23 protein-coding genes and 6 pseudogenes are annotated in these 20,590 nt (G+C 58.3%); 16 read left to right on the forward strand and 13 right to left on the reverse strand.

Translation table 11 applies throughout. The features are described from left to right. The first annotated feature begins 81 nt into the window (after positions 1 to 81). Complete coding sequence (locus A9971_RS28495) at positions 82 to 438, forward strand: hypothetical protein (RefSeq protein WP_310889335.1); 357 nt, start codon at positions 82 to 84, stop codon at positions 436 to 438. 97 nt (positions 439 to 535) lie between these two features. Here the strand turns inward: A9971_RS28495 and A9971_RS28500 are convergent. Continuing rightward, positions 536 to 756, reverse strand: a pseudogene (locus A9971_RS28500) (metallothionein). Then, on the reverse strand, positions 753 to 1,214 hold the full coding sequence (locus A9971_RS28505; protein ID WP_183000284.1) for a phosphotransferase system, HPr-related protein: 462 nt from the start codon (positions 1,212 to 1,214) through the stop codon (positions 753 to 755). The pseudogene A9971_RS28500 and the gene A9971_RS28505 overlap by 4 nt, the downstream one beginning before the upstream one ends. A 152-nt stretch (positions 1,215 to 1,366) precedes the next feature. Here A9971_RS28505 and ligD point away from each other — a divergent pair, with 152 nt between their 5' ends. The 5 genes and pseudogenes from ligD to A9971_RS28530 all read left to right on the forward strand — a co-directional run bounded on the left by ligD (position 1,367) and on the right by A9971_RS28530 (position 6,865). Next, positions 1,367 to 3,835 (forward strand): DNA ligase D, encoded by a 2,469-nt coding sequence (ligD, locus tag A9971_RS28510; RefSeq protein WP_183000285.1) that lies wholly within the window; start codon positions 1,367 to 1,369, stop codon positions 3,833 to 3,835. Then, a pseudogene (locus tag A9971_RS28515) lies at positions 3,832 to 4,848 on the forward strand (acyl-CoA dehydrogenase). Before ligD ends, A9971_RS28515 begins: the two are co-directional and overlap by 4 nt. Beyond that, the gene (locus A9971_RS28520) at positions 4,845 to 5,612 is read left to right on the forward strand and encodes a PIG-L deacetylase family protein (protein ID WP_183000286.1); all 768 of its coding nucleotides are present in this window, start codon (positions 4,845 to 4,847) and stop codon (positions 5,610 to 5,612) included. Before A9971_RS28515 ends, A9971_RS28520 begins: the two are co-directional and overlap by 4 nt. Further along, positions 5,609 to 6,206 (forward strand): annotated as a pseudogene (locus A9971_RS28525) (SAM-dependent methyltransferase). The gene A9971_RS28520 and the pseudogene A9971_RS28525 overlap by 4 nt, the downstream one beginning before the upstream one ends. After that, a pseudogene (locus A9971_RS28530) lies at positions 6,203 to 6,865 on the forward strand (glycosyltransferase). Before A9971_RS28525 ends, A9971_RS28530 begins: the two co-directional pseudogenes overlap by 4 nt. Position 6,866: 1 nt before the next feature. Here A9971_RS28530 and A9971_RS28535 read toward each other — a convergent pair. Both A9971_RS28535 and A9971_RS28540 read right to left on the reverse strand, forming a co-directional pair. Next, complete coding sequence (locus tag A9971_RS28535) at positions 6,867 to 7,703, reverse strand: Ku protein (protein WP_174395404.1); 837 nt, start codon at positions 7,701 to 7,703, stop codon at positions 6,867 to 6,869. A 9-nt stretch (positions 7,704 to 7,712) separates the two neighbouring features. Continuing rightward, positions 7,713 to 7,850, reverse strand: a complete 138-nt coding sequence (locus A9971_RS28540) for a PSPA7_2676 family Cys-rich small protein (protein ID WP_183000287.1) — start codon at positions 7,848 to 7,850, stop codon at positions 7,713 to 7,715. A 131-nt stretch (positions 7,851 to 7,981) separates the two neighbouring features. Between A9971_RS28540 and A9971_RS28545 the strand changes: the two are divergent. After that, a pseudogene (locus tag A9971_RS28545) lies at positions 7,982 to 8,500 on the forward strand (response regulator); the annotation flags it as partial. A gap of 40 nt (positions 8,501 to 8,540) precedes the next feature. On the opposite strand, the gene A9971_RS28550 reads toward A9971_RS28545, so the two are convergent. The 3 genes and pseudogenes from A9971_RS28550 to A9971_RS28560 form a co-directional block, all read right to left on the reverse strand. Continuing rightward, on the reverse strand, positions 8,541 to 9,056 hold the full coding sequence (locus A9971_RS28550) for an MgtC/SapB family protein (RefSeq protein ID WP_183000288.1): 516 nt from the start codon (positions 9,054 to 9,056) through the stop codon (positions 8,541 to 8,543). 616 nt (positions 9,057 to 9,672) lie between these two features. Continuing rightward, a pseudogene (locus A9971_RS28555) lies at positions 9,673 to 10,050 on the reverse strand (Rho termination factor N-terminal domain-containing protein). A 667-nt stretch (positions 10,051 to 10,717) separates the two neighbouring features. Continuing rightward, complete coding sequence (locus A9971_RS28560) at positions 10,718 to 11,857, reverse strand: glutathione-independent formaldehyde dehydrogenase (protein WP_183000289.1); 1,140 nt, start codon at positions 11,855 to 11,857, stop codon at positions 10,718 to 10,720. Between the two features lie 226 nt (positions 11,858 to 12,083). Here A9971_RS28560 and A9971_RS32990 point away from each other — a divergent pair, with 226 nt between their 5' ends. Next, complete coding sequence (locus A9971_RS32990) at positions 12,084 to 12,287, forward strand: hypothetical protein (protein ID WP_404944730.1); 204 nt, start codon at positions 12,084 to 12,086, stop codon at positions 12,285 to 12,287. Positions 12,288 to 12,294: 7 nt separating this feature from the next. Here A9971_RS32990 and A9971_RS28565 read toward each other — a convergent pair whose 3' ends face one another. After that, positions 12,295 to 12,543: a YgjV family protein gene (locus A9971_RS28565; RefSeq protein WP_183000290.1), complete on the reverse strand. Its 249-nt coding sequence runs from the start codon at positions 12,541 to 12,543 to the stop codon at positions 12,295 to 12,297. Beyond that, positions 12,534 to 13,253, reverse strand: coding sequence for a glycosyltransferase family 2 protein (locus A9971_RS28570; RefSeq protein WP_183000291.1), 720 nt, complete (start codon positions 13,251 to 13,253; stop codon positions 12,534 to 12,536). The genes A9971_RS28565 and A9971_RS28570 overlap by 10 nt, the downstream gene beginning before the upstream one ends. Positions 13,254 to 13,444: 191 nt before the next feature. Here A9971_RS28570 and A9971_RS28575 point away from each other — a divergent pair, with 191 nt between their 5' ends. Next, positions 13,445 to 13,699, forward strand: a complete 255-nt coding sequence (locus A9971_RS28575; RefSeq protein ID WP_183000292.1) for a hypothetical protein — start codon at positions 13,445 to 13,447, stop codon at positions 13,697 to 13,699. 336 nt (positions 13,700 to 14,035) lie between these two features. On the opposite strand, the gene A9971_RS28580 is transcribed toward A9971_RS28575, so the two are convergent. After that, the gene (locus tag A9971_RS28580) at positions 14,036 to 14,278 is read right to left on the reverse strand and encodes a hypothetical protein (RefSeq protein WP_259652299.1); all 243 of its coding nucleotides are present in this window, start codon (positions 14,276 to 14,278) and stop codon (positions 14,036 to 14,038) included. A gap of 270 nt (positions 14,279 to 14,548) precedes the next feature. Here A9971_RS28580 and A9971_RS28585 point away from each other — a divergent pair, with 270 nt between their 5' ends. Then, positions 14,549 to 14,986: a hypothetical protein gene (locus tag A9971_RS28585; RefSeq protein WP_138452273.1), complete on the forward strand. Its 438-nt coding sequence runs from the start codon at positions 14,549 to 14,551 to the stop codon at positions 14,984 to 14,986. Positions 14,987 to 15,011: 25 nt separating this feature from the next. Then, entirely contained in the window at positions 15,012 to 15,572 is a 561-nt protein-coding gene (locus A9971_RS28590; RefSeq protein ID WP_259652300.1) for a cupin, read from the forward strand. Here A9971_RS28590 and A9971_RS28595 read toward each other — a convergent pair. Then, entirely contained in the window at positions 15,503 to 16,039 is a 537-nt protein-coding gene (locus tag A9971_RS28595) for a CinA family protein (protein ID WP_183000294.1), read from the reverse strand. The two genes, A9971_RS28590 and A9971_RS28595, sit on opposite strands and share 70 nt — an antisense overlap. A 188-nt stretch (positions 16,040 to 16,227) precedes the next feature. Between A9971_RS28595 and A9971_RS28600 the strand changes: the two genes are divergently transcribed. From A9971_RS28600 to A9971_RS28620, 5 genes are all read left to right on the forward strand, one after another. Next, positions 16,228 to 16,989 carry an OBAP family protein gene (locus A9971_RS28600; RefSeq protein WP_183000295.1) on the forward strand — a complete coding sequence of 254 codons (762 nt, stop codon included), beginning with the start codon at positions 16,228 to 16,230 and terminating at the stop codon, positions 16,987 to 16,989. An 81-nt stretch (positions 16,990 to 17,070) separates the two neighbouring features. Beyond that, positions 17,071 to 18,381 carry an SDR family oxidoreductase gene (locus tag A9971_RS28605; protein ID WP_183000395.1) on the forward strand — a complete coding sequence of 437 codons (1,311 nt, stop codon included), beginning with the start codon at positions 17,071 to 17,073 and terminating at the stop codon, positions 18,379 to 18,381. Between the two features lie 40 nt (positions 18,382 to 18,421). Next, on the forward strand, positions 18,422 to 18,703 hold the full coding sequence (locus tag A9971_RS28610) for a hypothetical protein (protein ID WP_074846711.1): 282 nt from the start codon (positions 18,422 to 18,424) through the stop codon (positions 18,701 to 18,703). Positions 18,704 to 18,804: 101 nt separating this feature from the next. Then, positions 18,805 to 19,059 carry a DUF6555 family protein gene (locus tag A9971_RS28615; protein ID WP_183000296.1) on the forward strand — a complete coding sequence of 85 codons (255 nt, stop codon included), beginning with the start codon at positions 18,805 to 18,807 and terminating at the stop codon, positions 19,057 to 19,059. Then, complete coding sequence (locus A9971_RS28620; RefSeq protein ID WP_183000297.1) at positions 19,059 to 19,298, forward strand: hypothetical protein; 240 nt, start codon at positions 19,059 to 19,061, stop codon at positions 19,296 to 19,298. Before A9971_RS28615 ends, A9971_RS28620 begins: the two co-directional genes overlap by 1 nt. Positions 19,299 to 19,340: 42 nt before the next feature. On the opposite strand, the gene A9971_RS28625 is transcribed toward A9971_RS28620, so the two are convergent. Both A9971_RS28625 and A9971_RS28630 read right to left on the reverse strand, forming a co-directional pair. Then, complete coding sequence (locus A9971_RS28625) at positions 19,341 to 19,520, reverse strand: hypothetical protein (RefSeq protein WP_183000298.1); 180 nt, start codon at positions 19,518 to 19,520, stop codon at positions 19,341 to 19,343. Between the two features lie 9 nt (positions 19,521 to 19,529). Next, a complete protein-coding gene (locus A9971_RS28630) occupies positions 19,530 to 20,456 on the reverse strand; it encodes an NADP-dependent oxidoreductase (protein ID WP_183000299.1) in 927 nt (308 codons plus the stop codon). Between the last annotated feature and the right edge of the window lie 134 nt (positions 20,457 to 20,590).

The raw sequence follows: 20,590 nt of genomic DNA on the forward strand, positions 1-20,590 counted from the left end.
AGGTATATCATGCGATTCGCTCTGTACATAGAAATGCTGGGCACCCTGAGCAGCAGGCAGGTGTTAGCCTAAGGTTGCGACGTGGTCGCCCGCTCATCCAGCGAGGCGGTCAAACCGGTGCCGCAACACACCTGTTACAGCTACAGCAACATGCCCGCTGAGGCGATTGCCTGGTCGTGCAGTAATGAAAGCAAGGAGATGTTGAACAGCGAGAAGCGTCGGGTGGAACGTTGCCCCGACGGCAGCGTTGGCAGCTGTATCGCGCCACTGACGCAGGAGACACTGGCCAACCCCGATGCCGCTGGGCGTGATGAACCCGCTACCCGACCTGCTCTACCCAAGGATGCGCGGATCATCACCTACTACTACGACACCCCCAGCCTGGGCCAGGCCCGCAGCGACTGCGAACGCAACAACGGGATCTGGCAGACCCATTGAGGGCGTAACCCAAACCAGATGCGTGACGGGTGAGTTTCTACATGATCTGAACGACGTCCTGTCGCCCTCCCGTCTCACATCTGTAAGCCACTGGGCCTCACGGCGAAATCGGGTCACTCGCCGGGAATGCTTCATCCAGTGCATTATCGACATTGGGCTCTTTCGACTGAGCCAACTCACCATACTTGCAGTCGCTCATCCGACAGAGCTCGCCGTTGCGATGGCCCGTCGCACAGGCTTCGCAGCAATAGGCTTTACCATTCTGGACAATAACACGGTGCGAAAACAATGGTTGCAGGAACAGCGTTGCTCGTTCATTTCGGCTCTCTCCCTTCGTCATCGGGTACAACATCATCGGTCCACGGCTCGCCGTCCAGCGGCGCGGAGCGGGCCAATTTGGCCTCGTACAGGCCGAAACCGCCACCGATCTCGTGGGCCTCCACCTGGCGCAAGGCCTCGTCCGCCGGGCAGCCGCTGCCAGGCTCATCCGGATCGCGGGCACCGGTCTCATCGAGCAACGTATCGGGACTCAGGTCATCGAGGGTGACATTGTCCTCGTGCAGGCTGTCACTCAACGCCTCGCCGCCGGTCATGCCGCTTTCGGCGACACGTCGGGGCGGGTAGTACTCGGCAAGCTCCCGCGCCGGACGTTCGTCGCCGACACACCCCTGGCGTTCATCGCGGCGTTCGCTGAAATCCAGCTCGTGGACGCTGCCCATGCGGTCCTCGGTGTCGTCGAACTCAATAGGCAGTCTTGGGTCATCAGGTGTGGACATGAACGTTCTCCATCTGTGGACACCCGGTCGACCCTGCCCGGCGGCAAATGATTCAGAGTTTCTGCCAGCCCCCCACCTCTCGCATTTTTTGAACTCCTAGCGCCACCGCCGCCTCCCAATCCTGAGACCCGCGACCTCTTCCGGAGCCCGTCATGGCCAAGCCCCTGCAGGAGTACCAGCGCAAGCGCGATTTCAATGCCACGCCCGAGCCGGCAGGCAAGCGCGCCCGCCCCCGCTCAACCCATGCGTTGCAGTACTGCATCCAGAAGCACGATGCCAGCCACCTGCACTATGATTTTCGTCTGGAACTCGACGGTACCCTCAAGAGCTGGGCCATTCCCAAGGGCCCCTCACTGGATCCCAAGGTTCGGCGCCTGGCAGTGCACGTGGAGGATCACCCGCTGGACTACGCCAACTTCGAAGGGCGCATCCCCGAAGGCCACTACGGCGCCGGCGATGTGATCGTCTGGGACCGGGGTGTCTGGGAGCCCGAGAGCGACCCACGCGAAGCCTATGCAAAGGGCAAGCTGCGCTTTCGCCTGCAGGGCGAAAAGCTGTCGGGGGTCTGGAACCTGTTCCGCACCCACCTAGCCGGCAAGAAAGAGCAGTGGATGCTGGTCAAGTCCCATGACGGACAGGCGCGCAGTGAAACGGACTACAGCATTGTCGAGGCCCTGCCCGACAGCGTGCTGAGCGAACGCACCCTGCCCCCGCGCAGTCCGGCCAAGGCGAACACCGTCAGGCACAAGCGAAAAATCGGCCGCAAAGCTTTGCCGCATACGCTCCAGCCGCAACTGGCCACGTTGGTCGACTCACCGCCAAGCGGCGATTGGCGTTACGAAGTCAAGTTCGACGGCTACCGCATCCTGGCGCGTATCGACGGAGACGACGTACGCCTGTTAACCCGTAATGGCCACGACTGGAGTGCGAAGATGCCACGGCAGGTCGAGGCGCTCCAGGCACTGGGCCTCGACTCGGCATGGCTCGACGGCGAGATGGTGGTGGTCGACGACAACGGCGTGGCCGACTTCCAGGCCTTGCAGAACGCCTTCGACATCGAGCATGACGAGCGCATCACCTACTACCTGTTCGACCTACCCTGGCTGGGCGGTGAGGACCTGCGGGCACTGCCGCTGCAACAGCGCCGTGCAACCCTGGCCCGGTTGCTGGAAGGCAATGCATCGCAGGTACTCAGGTATTCCGCCGATTTTGAGGAGCCCGTCGAGTCACTGCTCGACAGCGCCTGCCGGCTGGAACTCGAAGGCCTGATCGGCAAGCGTGCCGACAGCCCCTACGTTGGCCGGCGCAGTAGCGACTGGGTCAAGCTCAAGTGCAAGCAGCGACAGGAATTCGTGATCGTCGGCTATACCGACCCCGAAGGCTGCCGCAACGGCTTCGGCGCCCTGGTGCTGGCCCTGCACGACCACGGCAGCGGCCAGCTGCGTTACGCCGGCAAGGTCGGCACCGGTTTCAACGCTGCCACCCTGGATAGCATTCACGCCCGCCTCAAGCCGCTGCGGACCGACGAATCGCCCTTGCCCAAACCACCCACCGGTGCCGAAACCCGCGACGTGCATTGGCTCAAGCCACAGCTGCTGGCAGAAGTCGCATATGCGCAAATAACCCGCGAGGGCATCGTACGCCACTCGGTGTTCCACGGCCTGCGTGACGATAAACCTGCCACCGCCATTGACCTGGAGCGAGCAATGCCCACCAAGCGCGCAGCACAGACCGAATCCGAAGCCCTGGGCACCCTGCGCCTGACCCACCCCGACCGCGTGGTCGACGCAACCACAGGCGCCACCAAGCGCGAGGTCGCACAGTATTACGCTCAGGTCGCCGAGTGGCTGCTGCCACAGCTCAAGGATCGGCCTGTAGCCCTGGTACGGGCGCCGGATGGCCTGGGCGGCGAGCTCTTTTTCCAAAAAAACGCCGGCCAGCTGCATATCCCCAAGGTGCTCAGCTGCAGCAAGGCACAGGCCGGCCAGGCGGCCATGGTGCTCAACCGCGCCGACAGCCTGCTGGGCGCGGTGCAGATGAACACGCTTGAACTGCACACCTGGAATGCCACCACCAAGGATTTCGATAAACCCGACCGCTTTGTCCTCGACCTGGACCCTGACCCGGCGCTGCCCTGGAAAGCCATGCTAGAGGCCACCCAGCTGACCCTTACCCTGCTCGACGAACTGGGCCTGAAGGTGTTTCTGAAGACCAGCGGCGGCAAGGGCATGCACCTCGTCGTACCGTTGACCCGACGCGCTGGCTGGGACGAGGTGAAGGACTTTAGCCATGCCTTGGTCAACCACATGGCCGGGCTGTTTCCTGATCGTCTCAGCGCCGTGTCCGGGCCGAAGAACCGGGTCGGGCGGATCTTTATCGATTATCTGCGTAACGGCAAGGGTGCCACCACCGTCGCCGCCTACTCGCTGCGGGCCCGCGAGAGCCTGCCGGTGTCGGCGCCGATCTGGCGTGAGGAACTGAGCCAGCTCAAGGGTTCCAACCAGTGGAACATCGGCAACCTTCACACGCGGCTTGCACAGGTCGACGATCCGTGGGCCGAAATGGGCAAGACCCGCCAGTCGATAACGTTACGTATGCGCAAGCAGTTGGGTATTGCATGATGGAACTGACCCACTTCGATTCGTTGTTACACCGCTTCGCTCACCGTTCGCAGGCCATCGAACGCGACGCTTCGCTAATAGAACTGATGCAGGCCTTGCAGGGCGAACGGCTCGACGTACTCCCGTCGCCCGGCCAGGGCTGCACCATGGAGCGATAGCGGGCCTTGGCGCGAGTCGCCGGTTGCGATCTCAGCCTGGCCAAACTTTATGAAGGCCATACCGACGCCTTGGCAATCCTCGCAGAATGCGGTGCCGCCCAGCAGGCCGGCAACGGCATCTGGGGCGTGTGGGCCGCCGAGCCGCCGGATGCCCGTGCCTATATCGTCGAGCGGCAAGGTGAACGCGTACGCCTGCAAGGCCTGGTGCTCGGGCGCGCTGCAGATCGACCATGCCCTGCTGACCGCCTGGGAGGGCGACCAGCCTCAACTGGTGGTCATCGAACTGCATCACCCCAGCCAGCGCATCCTGGCCGAACACTGGCAGGCCGTGGGCATGGCCGCCACCAGCAGTGTCGTCATCGAATTCGGATACTCGCCAGGGCTGGCCATCGGTTCGCCCGGCCAGTACCTGTCCCGGCCTGGCTTCTGGCAAGGCGGCGCGAGTATCGCCGCTTGCTGGTATGGCGCCGCCGAGGCCCTGGCGGACCACCTTCGCGAACAGTGCCGCAAACCCCGGCGCGACCTGCATGCCGATGCGCATCTGGGCGCAGTCAATGCGGCCTTGTACGTTGCCCGTGCCACCCTGCGCGAATGCGCCACGTGGGTCGACCTCCACCCTCAGGATGACGCAAGCTTCGAGGTGCGACGCACCCGCGCCCAGGTCGAGCGGGCGGTCGAGCAGGTCATCCAGCATGTGGGCCGGGCGCTGGGCGCCGCACCGTTCTGTCGCAGCAGCCATTTCGCAAGGCTCAGTGCCGACCTGCCGGCGTACCTGCGCCAGAGCCACGCGAGCGCGACCTGGACGAGTTGGGCCGACAACTGACCGGCTTGCCGGCGGGAGCATGGCAACTATGAGCCAGAATTTGATACAGGCTGCGCAAGGGCCGCCGTGGAGCGCCTGGCAGCAAGCTGCTCAGCTGGCCCGCGCCAGCTGGATGCTGCTTGAGCAGTTGTGCCCACCCGGAAGGCGCCTGGTCATACTGGCGCCGCACCCGGACGACGAAATCCTCATGGCCGGCGGGGTGCTGGCCAGCTTCCACGGACGAGAACAGGACGTGCTGCTGATTTCTGCCACCAATGGCGAGGGCAGCCACCCGCATTCCTCGCAATGGCCCGAGCGCCGCCTGCGTCATCAGCGCCCACTGGAAAGCCGCCACGCCCTGCAACTGCTTGGCCTGGACGTCAACCGCCTCGACTGGCGGCGCCTCAATCTCAAGGATGGCAACCTGCCCAATGATGAGGCCTTCCTCGTCAACCACCTGAACCAGTTGCTCAAACCTGGCGACCTGCTGCTGACCACATGGCGCGGCGACGGCCATTGCGACCACGAAGCAGCAGGGCGCGCCGGTGTCCAGGCGGCACAAGCCAGGCGTGTACAACTGCCCGAGGTCCCGGTCTGGGCCTGGCACTGGGCAAGCCCCGATGACCCGCGCCTGCCCTGGCCGCGGGCCCACCGTCTGCAGCTGCGCGATGCGCAGGCGCTCAAGCGCCAAGCCCTTGCCGCCCATGCCAGCCAGTTGCAGCCCGATGGTGATCGCCCACCGGTTGTGCCAGTACAGCTTCAAGCCTGCATGCTCCAACCCTTCGAGTTGATCTTCCTGTCAGTGGAGTCGCCATGAGCCTTGATGCGCAGTACTTCGCCGACCTGTATGCCGGCAGCGATGCCCCCTGGGCTTTTCGTACCCGCTGGTACGAACGGCGCAAGCGCGACCTGGCCCTGGCCAGCCTGCCGCGGCAATGTTATGAACGCATATTCGAACCGGCCCGTGCCAACGGCGAACTGAGCCTCTTGCTGGCCGAGCGCTGTGCCGACCTGCTGTGCCAGGACATCGACGCAACGGCCGTGGTCTTGGCCCGCCAGCGTCTGGCAGGCGTAGGCAATGCCTACGTCGAACAGGGTCACCTGCCGGGCGACTGGCCAGGTGGGCAGTTCGACCTCGTGCTCAGCGAGATCGGCTACTACCTGAACCCAACCGACTGGCTGCAGGTGATCGAGCAATCGGTGGCCAGCCTGACGTATGACGGCGGTTTACTGGCTTGCCACTGGCGCCATCCCGTCGCCGGTTGCCCGCAGGATGGCCGCGAGGTGCACGCCCTGCTGGCCCGGCATCTGTCGCTATATCCGTTGCTGCGCCACGAGGAGGCAGACTTCCTGCTCGAGTACCTGGTCATGTCAGCCCAGTGTCGTCGGCCTCGACGAGACCTGCCCATGATCGCCGTCATAATTCCCGCTCACACTGAAGCCCGTCGGCTTGGGCACTGCCTTACCGCCATCAAGCAGGCGGTGGCCCAAGCCGAAACGGCGGGCATTGCAATCGAGGTACTGGTGGTGCTCGATCGCTGTGTCGACGCCAGCGCGCGCATCGCCCGCCGTCTTGGCGTGCATACCCTGGAACTGGAGGCTGGCAATGTCGGCATTGCCCGGCGCCTGGGCGCGGCGTGGATGATCGAGCGCGGCGCCCAGTGACTGGCCTTCACCGACGCCGACAGTCGAGTGCCCGGGCATTGGCTGGTGTCACAGCTGCAATGGCACGCGGACGCGGTGTGCGGCACGGTGCACATCGAACGCTGGCAGCCCTGGCAGAACGCAGCGTTACGCCAGTTGTATCGCAGCCGTTATCAGGCACGTGACGGGCATCGGCATATCCATGGCGCCAGCCTCGGCGTATGCGCCAAGGCCTACGAGCGCGTGGGCGGCTTCCAGCCATTGCCGGTGCATGAAGATGTGCAACTGGTGCTGGCCCTCGAAGCCAGCGGCGCACAGATTGTCTGGACCGCGGCGCACAGCGTGGCCATCAGCAGCCGGGTGGACAGCCGTGCTCGCCACGGCTTCTGGGACTATCTGAAGGGGCTGGAGGGGCCGCTTGCGTAACTCATGAAGCCTTGCGCGGTCGCTTGGCCGCCGTTTTTTTCGCTTTGGTCTTGCCGCCGAGGCTACGCTTGAGCAGTTCGGTGAGGTCGATGATGTCGGCGCCCTTCTCTGCCGTCGCACCCTCGCCTTTGTCCACGGTCTCAATCTTGCCTTTGCTGGCCTTCTCCTCCACCAGGTCGAGGATGGTCTGGCGAAAAGCATCATGGTAATCATCCGGCGTCCATTGCCCGCTCATGTCCTCCACCAGGCGCCTGGCCATTTCCAGCTCACGCTTGTCGACCTTGCTCTCGGTCACGCTCTTGTCCAGCTCCAGCGTATCCAGCCCGCGCACCTCTTCCGGCCAGCGCAGAGTGATCAATACCAGTGCATCTTCCAGCGGGCGCAGCAGGGCCAGGTGCTGGCGGGTGTGCAGCACCACGGTGGCCAAGGCCACCTTGCCGGTGCTGTGCAGGGTCTCGCGCAGCAAGGCATAGACCTTGCCGCCACGATGGTCGGGGCTCAGGTAGTAGGGGGTGTCAAACTGTTGCAGTGGGATGTCGCCGGCATCGACGAACGAGAAGATGTCGATGGTCTGGGTCGCCTCGGGCCTGGCCTTGCGGATTTCTTCCTCGCTGATCACCACGTAGCGGCCCTTTTCGTACTCCACCCCTTTGACGATGTGCTCTTTGTTGATGTCCTTGCCGGTCACCTTGTTCACCCGCTTGTAGCCAACCGGTTCCATGCTGCGCTTGTCCAGCCAGTCGAAGTCCACACGCTCGCTGCGCACTGCGGTGTTCAGAGAGACGGGGATGTGCACCAAGCCAAAGCTGATCGCGCCTTTCCAGATTGACCGGGCCATGGTCCGCTCCTACACGTTGAAAGGTTGACCGAGCTGGCTGTAGCGCAGCGCGCCACATCGTTCGCAACACTGGCAGTGAAGCCCGGCGACGTCACACACCACCAGGCTGCGCCATTGGCAGCCCCGCAGCAGACAGAAAAGTTTCATCAGCCACCTCCCTGGCCCTCTTGAGTATCCGGGCCCCTTACTGAAACTGACTGCGCAGCGCCGCGAAGGTTTATCCGGATTTCCAAGTCAGGCCGTCAGAGCAGCGGCTCGCCACCGGCCCTACCGATAGGCTAGAAGCCCATGGTGGGACGGTCAGTGTAGAGTCTCCCGGAATAGGCCAGGGTTGTACGTTCATCATCACACTACCTTTGTGCGCGTACGCCCAGCAACCCCAAGTGCAGGGCGAAGTGCTGCCATCAGAAGGTCGGCTGAAAGGGGTTCGCATCCTGCTGGTGGATGACTCAGTCGATGTGCTGGAAGTGATGGAACAATTGCTGTTAATGGAAGATGCCGACATCGATGCCTACAGCGACCCGAAACTGGCGCTGCAGTCGGCGGCAGATGCGCGTTACGACGTGATCATTTCCGACATCGGCATGCCTGGCATGGATGGCCATGCACTGATCCGGGCGCTGCGCGGCCTGGAGCATCTGCGCTACATCCCTGCCATCGCGTTGACAGGCTATGGCGCAAGCGCTGACCAATACAAGTCTCGCCAGTCCGGGTTTGACCGCCACTTGAACAAGCCGGTGGGTTATGACGACTTGATTGATGCGATCGAGCGGCTTAATGGCTCAGCGTCGGTCTGAATAGGAAAAGATGGGCTTTACCGGGGGCGACTCACGCCTCTCAGTGCTTCCTGCCCTCCTCCTTCTTTTTTTCTTCGTCCTGCCCTTCAACCTTGTCCACCAGCAAAGGCATAGTGCCCAGCACCAACAGCGCCAGCACCGTGCTGACCAGCGCCGTGGCTTCGCGTCCCATCCCCGCTGCCGTACCGATGGCAGCCGTCATCCATAACCCGGCAGCTGTGGTCAGGCCTTTGACATGACTGGTGTCCTGGCCATTGCCTTTGAGAATGGTGCCCGCACCCAGAAAGCCGATACCAGCAACGATGCCCTGAATCACCCGGCTGAGCGCCTGCGCATCGGCACCTGCCATGCTCGGTGCCAGCACGAACAGCGCCGCGTCCAACGAAACCAGCATGTGCGTGCGCACCCCGGCGGACTTGCCCTTGTGCTCGAGCTCGAAACCCAGAACGGCGCCCAGCACGGCAGCCATCACCAAGCGTACGAGGATTCGCACGATTTCGCGCTCCTCACCAATATCGGCAAATTCGGCCTGGATTGTTTGCCAGATCCTATCCATGGACAGGTTCCAGCCTGACGAGGCTCTCTGCCAGCGCGGCGCTCCTCACAGGCTCGTGTTGGTTCGATCTCGATGGGCATGGTAGCGTTTTCCGAGGACGGTTAAAGCGTATGACTGCCAGCACTGCAAGGTTGTTGCATCGGACTGCTTGGCAGGTAGGGTGCAAGCCGCCTGGCCTGACTTTGACAGTTGTCAGAAATCGACATTCTCGATCGCGCATTCTGCTGGGGGTATCGCGGGTATTTTTGGGGGTATATTTCCACTTCTTAAGACCAGAAATTCCGTCCTAGAGCCATGTCCAGATGTTTTTCGGAAAGTTCTGAAAACATGTGACGTGGCAAGCTGCAGCTTTCGGAAGATTCTGTTGAAAACAGTCGGATTTTCCGCTCGCCTAAACTTACTCAACATATCTAGTGGTTTTTCGGACCTTCATTGACCGTTATTCCTGAGTTAGGGGGCTCAGCTTGAGGTTTTTTGTTTATTGCAAGCCGACCTGTCCTAGGACCGGTGGGCCCTGAGGTGGAAACTTGGCCAGCCAGCGCAGGTACACCGAAGCGGCCAGCGTGAATTCATCTGGTCGCACCGCTCATACCACGTGGTCACTTCAGTTAAGTCCTTAACTCACATCATTCAGCGCCTCGATCAGTTCGGTCTTACGCATAGTCGAACGGCCAGCTATTCGGTATTTACGAGCTCGCTCCATAAGCTCATTTTTGCTCATATCCTCTAATCGCTGATCAGTACGCAGGGCACGTTTTCGCGTTGCTACAGCTTGCCGGGCTGATGACTCTCAGGCTTTAGCCTTTTTTGCCTCGGTGGTTTTCTGTCCAGAGCCACCCTTCCGTTCGCCGCCACCTGACTGTTTATTAACTGTTCCCCAAGCACGACTTGCTGCTTCAGCTTCGGGCCCCCCTTTAGCCTCGTAGCTATCTTCGATATGTTTCGCTTTCCGCTTTTGGTTATTGGTGTACTTATCTTTATCCCCACGCGGCATGATCGCATCCTCTTAGTTGCTGAGCACATTGCCTACACGTGTGGATTATCCAAACCCCACCACGTTCGGGCCGACCGATGAACGGCTTCCGGAAAAACATCGCCAAGGCTAGCCGTTTTCGCGGTAAAACCAGCTCATTCTTAGCAAGGACACATCAAGAGCTGGGCAGCGCCCATACAAATCAGGCAATCAACCTGAATCACCATTTTATTGTCATAGAAGGATTTTGGCCCAGCGGTTCACCACTGCCTGGGCCATCAATTATTGCCTGCTCTCGCCGGCCTTTCCTTCCTGCATCTGTACAGAGGACTTGGTACCACTGGAGTTGTCTTTCGTTGCATTATCGGCGCTGTCAGAAAATCCATGAAGCATGAATACACTGCAAAAGCCCAAGCACATACTCAACTTTTTCATAATCGTTTACCTACTGACGAGTGATTCAAATACAGCGCGAGATCTCAAAACCGATCGTCACACCGCTCTAAACCTACGTTATTAAATCCATCTTCAAGCGCGAGCCTGCATACGTCCTGGCGCTCTACTCTTTTTGCACCACCGCTGCGGTGCCAGAGAACTCCTGTTAACGCACTCCCCCGAAGAGCATTAGACTTTCCTTCAGAAGAGGACGCCGGCCCGATGCGGGCCGGCAAAAAGTTGGCTGTTCATTTTATGCTGCTGGCTTGAGTACGACCTTCGTCCAGCCATCGTCACGTGCGTCGAAGTGCTTATAGGCACCTGGGCCCTCGGCGAGCTTGAGGCGATGAGAAATGATCTGAGAAGGTTTTGCGCGACCATGATGGATAAGCTCGGCCAAGCGACGGTTGTAGACTTTGACGTTAGCCTGCCCAGTTCGAATCTGCTGCCCCTTGAACCAGAAAGCGCCGAAATCGAAGGCCATCTTGCCTTCTTTGGCGAGTTCATTTTTAGCGCCGGGATCCTGAGGTACGAACACACCAACGACTCCGATACCCCCAGTCGCTTTTGTCGAGGCAACAAGGTTATTCATAGTGAGGTGATTGGCTTCATGACCGTGGCGGTCGCAGCATTGATAACCAACACACTCACATCCTCGATCGGTGCCTTTGCCGTGAGTCAGATTTAAGATTTGGTCCACTGCCTCTTTCTCAAGCGAGTTAATGGGCGTAGCACCCATCTGAGCGGCGAGCTTTAAGCGGTCGGGATGATTGTCGACCACGAACACCTGAGAGGCGCCCTTGATCATTGCTGAGTGGGCGGCCATTAAACCCACCGGGCCGGCGCCATAGATGGCAATGCTCTCCCCAGGAAGGAGGCCCGCCAGCTCGGTTGCATGCCAGCCCGTTGGGAAGATATCCGACAGCATGACGTAATCTTCTTCACGCTCTTGCGCGTCGTCGGGCAGCACCAGGCAATTGAAGTCGGCATACGGTACCCGTAGCAGCTCTGCCTGCCCTCCCTGATAAGGCCCCATATCAGCAAATCCGTAGGCCGCGCCCGCACTACCTGGGTTAGCGGTCAGGCAGAATCCGGTCAGGCCTTTTTCACAGTTTTCGCAAAAGCCGCAGCCGACGTTAAATGGCAGACATACACGGTCTCCTACCTTGACTCGATCTACGCCGGTGCCTACTTCAACGACCTCGCCCAGATTCTCATGGCCAAACACTCTGCCGGTTTCGAAAGAGGTTCGGCCTTCATACATATGCAGATCAGATCCGCAGATATTAGTGGCCGTCACCCGCATCAGAACGTCCGTAGGTTTTTCGATTTTGGCGTCCGGCACATTTTGCACTCTGACGTCACGGGGGCCATTGTAAACGATGGCTTTCATTGCATTCTCCCAGAGGCAAGACGAAAGGTATTTTTCGTCAGCACATGTTTAATCTGTCCGAGAGAGCAAATCGTATGTTCAAGAAATTCGAGGCATGTCTGACGAGCGGTACATTCTCAAAATCGCTCAAAAAAACTGAATTATTCGCCCTCGTATCCCTCTCTTTTTTATCGATAGAGATTGAGAGGTTGGCTTGAGTTATCTGGATTGGGTTCAGTGGCCCGCCATGGCAGTGACAGTGATCGCCGCGTGGCTTATCGGGTCTCAACGCCCCGCGAGAAGAATGGCCGGGTTCTTCTGTTTTATTTTGAGTAATGTCCTATGGGTCATTTGGGGGGCTTATGCGGAGGCCTACGCACTGATCGTGCTGCAGATCTGTCTTTGCTCGATGAACCTACGTGGGTTTAGAAAGAACTTTCAGAATCAGTAGGCGCGATTCATTCGGAGGCCTGGCGACCGCGCTGATTTTTCCTGAACCCACGAACATTCATGCCAAGCAAAATGCACTCGAGCACAATCAATCCGAAAGCATTTGTATGCCATCCCCAGATAACCCATAGCGCGTTGCTGAGGATAAACCCCCAAAAGGCAATCATGCGTCGGCGCGGTTGTTGAGAACCGATATACCAAGCTGACATGACAGTCACTATCATGGCGAGCCATTGCACCCAATCAATCAGATCCACCAGGTCACCCAGAGGCCAGAATCTGAACCTATGGACGGCTCGACACCTTTGTCGGTATTGGGAGGCATAAGGGAAGCCAGATAATCTCCAAATCCACCCCGGCACTTGTAGTCCCGGCGTGCACTGGTGAGCACGGGATTGGTGGCTGTCCAGATAATACGTGCTCCAATCGTCTCGAGGTCTGCAACCAGTTGAACATCCTCGTGCGCCATCAAATGCTTGAACCCACCAGCGTTCTGATAAGCCTCGGCACTCAAGCCGAGATTGGCCCCTTGGATATGGCGATGGTTCTCGATGAACTGGTACAACGCCAGGTATTGAGTGCGAACCGCCTCGCCGTATTCTCTCCAGCTGTCGACCCCAACTGTTCCACACGCCGCGTCAGCGTCAAACTCAATCTGACGCGCTAGCCAATCGGGTGGTACAACGGTATCGGCATCCGTGAAAGCAAGCCACCGTACACCAGCTTTCAGTAACTGCTCAGCACCTACAGCTCTCGTCTTACCCACGTTTTGAAAGGAGACACCAATCGACTGTACGCCCATCGCCGCGACCATTGCCTCCGTGCTATCTGAGCAGTCATCCAAGACGACAAGTATCTCGACCAACTGATCTTTTAGCGACGGGTGTGCAACCGCGAGGAGTACGGACTCAAGGCATTGGCTGATATAGCATTCTTCGTTATGAGCAGGTATCACGATCCCTATCATTTTCTCTCCCTTACCTCGCGACGTGTGCCCAGCAATCGACACCGCCCGGATAAGGAAGGTTTAAAGAATCTATCGTAGCGAGTGCAGCTCCATCTAAAGGAACGTTTCGGAGCGCCATTATCCTGCCAGTATTTACGCCGCGGCATTCTGAACTAGCCTTGTCGTGTTTAGGCTTTTAATCCGGAGAACTGATGGACACGCTAACCAAAGTGGAGGTGGAAGCAGCCCTTTCCGCTCGACTTCCTAACTGCGCAGTTAACTGTGCATTCAATCCCGACGGCAGCCTTTCGGTGACCGTGACGGCGCACGATGCTGATCAGTTCACCATCGCCAATATAAATCGCGCCCACTATCACGGGGAATCAGGAATCAATAGGCTCATACGGGAAATACTGGAAGAAATGGTCATATCGAGACAGTCTTCCAAGCGTTCATCTGTAGGGTAATAAACAGGAATTCATATGCCGGACTCTACTGAAGCGACGATGCATTCAATCAAAATTGAATACCTAGTGGACACGCTGTTCGGAGTGAATCCACTCGCAAGCGAGTGCAGAGCACGCATAATGCCCAAAGCGTCTGGATTACAGCTGCAACTCGCACTGCCGTGGCCTAGCGAGCTACAACACGCCCACACACTTACCTTCGAATGGGAGGGCGGCCCCTACCGTGGGGTGGTGCACCACATTGAAAAACTTCCCAGCGGGGAGCTGCTGTTGGACGTCGACCCATAGCCTTAGTCGTGATGGGGGAGAAGCTGGAAATTGCGCCTGCCGCTGCTGTTACGCCGAGGGGTCAAGCTTCAGATGGGCTTTGGCTTCCAGCAAGGCCTGGGCATGCACCGAATCAGCCAGCTTTTTGAGTTCCTCACATTGGTCCCAATCAATGACACCGCCGCTTAACAGCGCTTTGGCACCGTCCAGCAGAGCACGGTGGTAAGCATCCGGAGAATTGGCGCGGTACTCGTAGTCGTTCAACGCCTTGTACCAAGCTTTGAGCTCGGGTCGTTGGGGTAAGTGGCTCATAATGCTCATCCTGTTTGGAGCAGGGTTTGTCTTTTCGCCTATTTCTATGTGAGAGCGTCGCCGACCTGAATGTTCAAACACAATCACCCCAAAGCCCCCCCTATTCAGCATTGGTGGATAGCGCTGCACGCCACTCGTCGAGGGATATGCAGAGCGTTAAAACTTTATCTACCGTTGCACCCTCACACTTGTGAAGAGAAAAGAATTTGCTCCTAGATGAGTCGATTCAATTGAATCCGACAGTGTGAACGCTGCGTGGAGATGACAATCATGAACCTGCGTCTACCCATGTTTTTGATGTTGTGCTTTACCTTTTCAAACGCCTTGGCTGCGGCGTGTGATGTCTACACGCACTCTCAGAGCGATCAAGTACCCGTGGTTGAACAGCACACCTGCTACACGTACGAAGGCGTGCCTTCCGACGCTATCGATTGGTCGTGCAGCAACGAAAACAAGGACATGATGAACACAAAAAAAACCAAGATCGCTCAATGCGCCGGCGACTATACGGCCAGTTGCAAGGCAACACTCACACAGGAGGCACTTGCGAATCCTCATGCAACCGCCAAAGTTCCTGGCCACGCAGGCGCGATGCTTCCCAGCAACGCTGGGGTGGTGACTTATCACTATGCCGCACAGGACCTTAAGCAAGCCAAAATCGATTGTGAGAAAGACGGCGGGCAGTGGACGTGGCAGTCAGCTCAATAACCGCATTTCAAATGGCGCATCCCATATGAACGGCTTTGAGAATGGTACAGCTGCGCCAATACCGCTTATGTTTAAGCGCGGTGATACGGTGCCCAATAACCCGGACCTGCCCGTACTTTTTTATTCAGAGGCACTGTCCAAGCCCCTCGACGACCCTGCGGCACTGTTTGAAGCATTGTTCGCCAGCCAAGGTTGGCCACTTCAGTGGCGTGACGGGATCTACAGCTATCATCATTACCATACACAGAGGCACGAAGTGCTAGGTGTCGCAAGCGGCTATGCTCAGCTGATGCTGGGTGGCGAGCAAGTGCAGGTTCTGAACGTGAGTACAGGCGATGTGTTGCTGTTGCCGGCAGGCACCGGGCATTGCAGTCTGAGCGCCAGTAAAGACTTTCTCGTAGTCGGCGCCTATCCGCCAGGCCAGCATGCGGATATTTGCCGCGAGGCGCCAACCCCGGCGCAGTTGAGGAATATCGAACAGCTACCATTTCCTGATGAAGGGCCAGTAACGGGCGATCAAGGTGCCTTTCGCAGGCTGTGGATCAGAGATCGCCAAGTGCCCTCACCCGCCATCGCTAGCTGGTGAAAATGCGGCAATGATTTCAGGGCATGGAGGGATGCCGCCAATTGGACCTCCTGGCGCGAGCCCATGAACCGTTCCTTTCGACTGAACACGCTCAGACCCCTCCCTATTCGATAGGCCCAGGCAAAACAAACAGTTCCAGGAGGTATCCCATCGATCACATCCGGACCCAGTATGCCTGTGGTCGCGATGGCTACATTTGCCGGACTGTCGTCCAGCGCCCCGGGAACCATCTCCCGAGCAACCTCACAACTCGTGAGATTAAAAGTATTTATGGTGTGTGCGCGTACTTTTAATAGCCGCTGTTTCGCTTCTGGCGAATAGACGACATAACCACTCTCAATACATGACCCACCTCCGTCGACCTCCGAAAGCAAAGTGATAATTTTTCCCGCGGTACAAGATTCGGCCGTCGTAATAACCAGTCGATTGCGTTTGAGGTATTCCACGATAGAAGCGGCGACAAACATGATAATTGCTCCTGCGCGCGAGCGATTGCGCTATTACCCTGTTCCAAAAAACGACCTTTCAAATCAATCAATGTTCAAGCGAAAGTGTTTTGAACGTGCACGGCGTCAGGTTTTCCAACGTCTACAGAGTTGAACCTGACTTTCCCCAATTTCGCTTGAGAGAAGGCAAGAGGATGGAACCTACGACAATGATTACCAAAACAGCCAGAATGGCCAAGTCATGCTCCTTGGCGGCAACCTTTACCCTGTTAAGCGCCTGCGCTGGCAATGATTCTCCCTCGAACGTGGGGGCACCCGGTAAACCCACTGCTCCATCTACCCGAACCCTGGAAGCCGGGGCAGCCCGGCTCCAATCTCGTGCGCCTGTTGATGCACTGAACGCCTATCTGGACGGTTTTCACTTTTATAACGGCCATTCTGAGATGCAGATGGAAGCGCATCACTACTGCGCGATTCTCAATGAAGAGGTGATTCAATGCGTGATCTACGACGGCAATCGCAAGGATGCAAAGTTGATGGGCGTGGAATACATCATCAGCGAGCAGTTATTCACCACACTGCCTACCCCTGAAAAGGCGCTTTGGCACAGCCATGTGCATGAAGTGAAATCAGGACAACTGGTCGCGCCGGGAATCCCCGAAGTGGCTGAGCACGCGTTGATGGAAAAACTGGTACATACCTACGGTAAGACTTGGCATACCTGGCATACCGATCTCAACAAACGCCTGCCGCTGGGCGCGCCGCAACTGATGATGGGGTTTACCACCGATGGCCAGGCCGACCCTCGGATGGTCGCCGAGCGAGATAAGCGGATGGGTATCGACAGCACCGAAAAGAAGAAGACACGCATCGATATAGTTGCGCCACCCATCGCACCGGGTGCGGACGCATGGCAACAGGGCACCGTTATTCAGATCACCGATCCGACTGTAACGGCCCATCAGCACTGAAGGCACCACTCAGTCATTTGGATTGAACGATCATTTGCTGGCCCTTCTCTATCGCAAGACCAGCGATAGGAGGATGTCATGATGATTGATTCAGCAACCGGAATGAATCCTGGCGAACGATACGCAGTGGAGAGCCTGGAGCGAACAAGGAGCTTTTGCGGTTTTTTCCTGGATGGAAAATATTACCTGGGTCCCGAACTCTTGACGGCTGTCGGGTGGCTTGAGGGCCAGACATTTATTTACGACGAGCTCGACGCCTTAGGCGACCCGGTATTCCCCGACCGTGTCGCTGGCACGATTGAAAACCTTACCCTCGTACTTGCCGACGGTGCCCGTTTGAAACTCCATCCGATACCTGTTCATGTGCCCGAGGATTTGCCTGCACGCGCGCCTGTAATGGGAAAAAACAATGGCCAGTTACACGGCAAAACGGTGGTGATCACCGGCGCCTCAAGCGGCATAGGTCGTGCTGCTGCTCACGCATTTGCAGAACAAAGTACCCGGTTAGTCTTGGCGGCTCGTGATGAAAAGGCGCTGGCAGAAGTGGTCGAGGAATGTGCTGTACGCGGCGCGCAGGCGATCGCCGTTAAGACCGATGTGACACATGGCGACCAAATGCGCGCGCTGGCGGAAAAGGCTGCAGCCTTCGGAAATGGCCGCATCGATATCTGGATCAATAACGCCGGTGTAGGGGCCGTCGGAAGCTTCGAAAACACGCCTTTGGAAGCACACGAACAAGTACTGCAAACAGGCCTGCTCGGTTACCTGCGTGGCGCCCACGTGGCGTGGCCCTATTTCAAAGCCCAGAAAAGCGGGATTCTGATCAATACACTCTCGCTGGGAAGCTGGGTCGCCCAGCCTTTTGCCGCCGCGTATTCAGCCAGTAAATACGGTCTGCGTGGCTTGACCGAAGCACTGCGCGGCGAATTGGTCGGCTACCCGAATATTCATGTGTGCGACATCTATCCCGCCGTGATGGATACACCGGGCTTTCGCGATGGCGCAAATTTTACCGGCCATGCATTGACGCCGCCGCCACCGGTCTATGATCCGCGTCAGGTGGCGCGGGCGATGGTCGCTTGCGCGCTGCAACCGAGGAACAGCACCACTGTCGGTACCGCCGCAACCATCGCTCGAGTCGCGCATTTTTTGCTGCCCGCCTTTCCCCAGGTATCCGGCTGGCTCACCCGCACCGCCCTGCAACGGGCACCCCACTCAGCGACTTCGTCGGGCAACCTGTTTGGACCCGCCAGCGGTGAGCGCCGCATTGAAGGCGGGTGGCGGCAAACACGCCGCTTACCTTATTGGTTCGTTGCAGCAAGCGCAGCGCTGTTACTCGGCGGTGTGGTCATTGCTCGCAAGCATTCAACAAACAACAAGCCGCATAACTGAAATGGGGGGCAGCCGCCCCGTTTAAATGAGGTAAATCAGCATGTCTTACAACTTCCAAGGTAACGCGAGCGTAATGACTGCCTCTCGTCATTTGGGCACACCCTCGGATGAATGTTTGAATGAGTCAGCAGAGATCCATTTGAGCAGCAGTGGAAAACCAACGATTGCGCGTTTGGACTTCGACAAGCCACTGGATTGGCCGGGTAATCCTAACTTTGTCGCAGTCCATTTACCCGATGGTTCCACCGTGAGTGGCGTCATCGTCGATATAGATCGGCCCACGGATGCGCCCGGCTGGGTCACGTTTACAGTAGATGATTGAGGTGTGATAAGCGCCGAGGCTCATCCATAGCATTGTCGGACAATTTTTTTGAATTTTCTTTGACGTCAAATATCTGTAATTCATGAGCATAGGGAGGTCTCATGAAAGATAACAATCTATTTACCATCGAGTATCAGCTTCACGGTGAACCGAAGTCCTTCATCGTGCGCGCATCGCAAATGAACAATGCCGAGGCTTGGCATTGGGCCAGCTGCGATGCAGGTGCCGCCGTCATACCCAAATTTGGCCAACACACACTCAAGCGTGTTTCCAAGCCGATGGCGGAAAAATACGGCATCACGCAGGTACGCTGGAGCGCCGCGACGCAGGTTCAGTGGGCGGAGGGCCTTACGTGATGAACAGCCAGGCACTTGGATATACGAAAAGACAAGCACGCGATGATGAGGTCGCGCGAAATAACGAGATGTTTTTCGAAGCCGATCGACTGGATGCGCAAGCGTACAAAATTATCGAGTCCTACAGCGGCGACGCGCAGACATGGGCGCGCTTCATCGAAGCGAAGAAAGCTGCAGATGCGCAACGCACCGCCGCTTACCAAGAGTGGATGCGCATCCATCGTACAACGCGAAGATAGCCGTCAGCCCTGTCGAAAACAGGGCTGACGCCCGGTCAAGTATCACGCCCCTGACTCAGGGTCTTTTGAAGGCCCGCCAGGGGCGACGCCGCCTTGATCGACGTCCGCCTTCCAGGGGCGGTCGACCGTCGGGTCCTCCGATTTGTCGTTGCGCTTTGCCGTATCGGGCCGCACCTTTTGCCCGATTTTCCCCGACGTATGGGGTTTGGATGGTGGGTTCATGACGCCTCCTCAATCACTGATATGCAGCACGACCTTCCCGTGCACATGCTCATTGGCCAGGTAATCCAGCGCCTGCACCGCAGCCTCCAACTCGAATACCTTGGCGAGGTAGACCTGCACATTGCCGGCCTCGATCAAGCCGGCGATCTCTGTCAGCTCCTCGCCACGTGGCGCCGCGGTAAACCGTGCGCCGGTCTTGCCGGCTGCCTGCGGATGGCTGGCGTCGGGCATCTTCAGGGTCGACACCAGCCGGCCCCCCTCCCCCAGCACTTGCCAGGAACGGGCCTGCGTGTCGCCGCCGATCAAATCAATCACCAGGTCAAACTCCTTGCAAATGTCCTCAAAACGCTCGGTCTTGTAGTCGATCGCGCGGTCTGCCCCCAACTCGCGCAAGAACGGCAGGCTGTCCGTCGACGCGGTGGCGTATACCTCGGCACCCTTGACCTTGGCAAACTGCACGGCAAAGTGGCCCACCCCGCCGGTCCCGCCATGGATCAGCACCTTCTGCCCCTGCTCGATCTGTCCGTGCTCCACCAGGGCCTGCCAAGCGGTGTGGCCCGCCAGCGGAACACCGGCCGCAACTTGCCAATCCAGTGACTGGGGAATACGCGCCAAATGCACCGCCGGTACCCGCGAATACTCGGCATAGCCACCGTCGGCGCCAATCATCGCAAACACCCGATCGCCCTTCTTGAAATCGCTGACGCCATGCCCAACTTTTTCTACCAGACCGGCGACTTCACGGCCGAGGGTCAGCGGGAGTTTGTCCTGCTTGACCTCCGGGTATTGACCTTCACGAATCTTATAGTCCACAGGGTTGATACCCACGAAAAAATTCTTGACCAGCACCTCGCCTGCCAGAGGCTCCGGCACCTCGACGTCACAAACGCGCATGACCTCGGGGCCGCCAAACTGCTCAATCCTGATTGCTTTCATGTTACGCACCTAGTTGTCTGTTCAATGCACACAGGGGTGTGGAGGACCTTCAATGTCCAGGGGTTCAGTTGATGTCGAGTAACACTGACAAACGGCATCTTCCACCCACGAATCCACTCGAACCTTTGCGTCTA

Origin of the sequence: Pseudomonas sp. UME65 (assembly GCF_014170225.1) — a bacterium.
Classification (GTDB): domain Bacteria; phylum Pseudomonadota; class Gammaproteobacteria; order Pseudomonadales; family Pseudomonadaceae; genus Aquipseudomonas; species Aquipseudomonas protegens.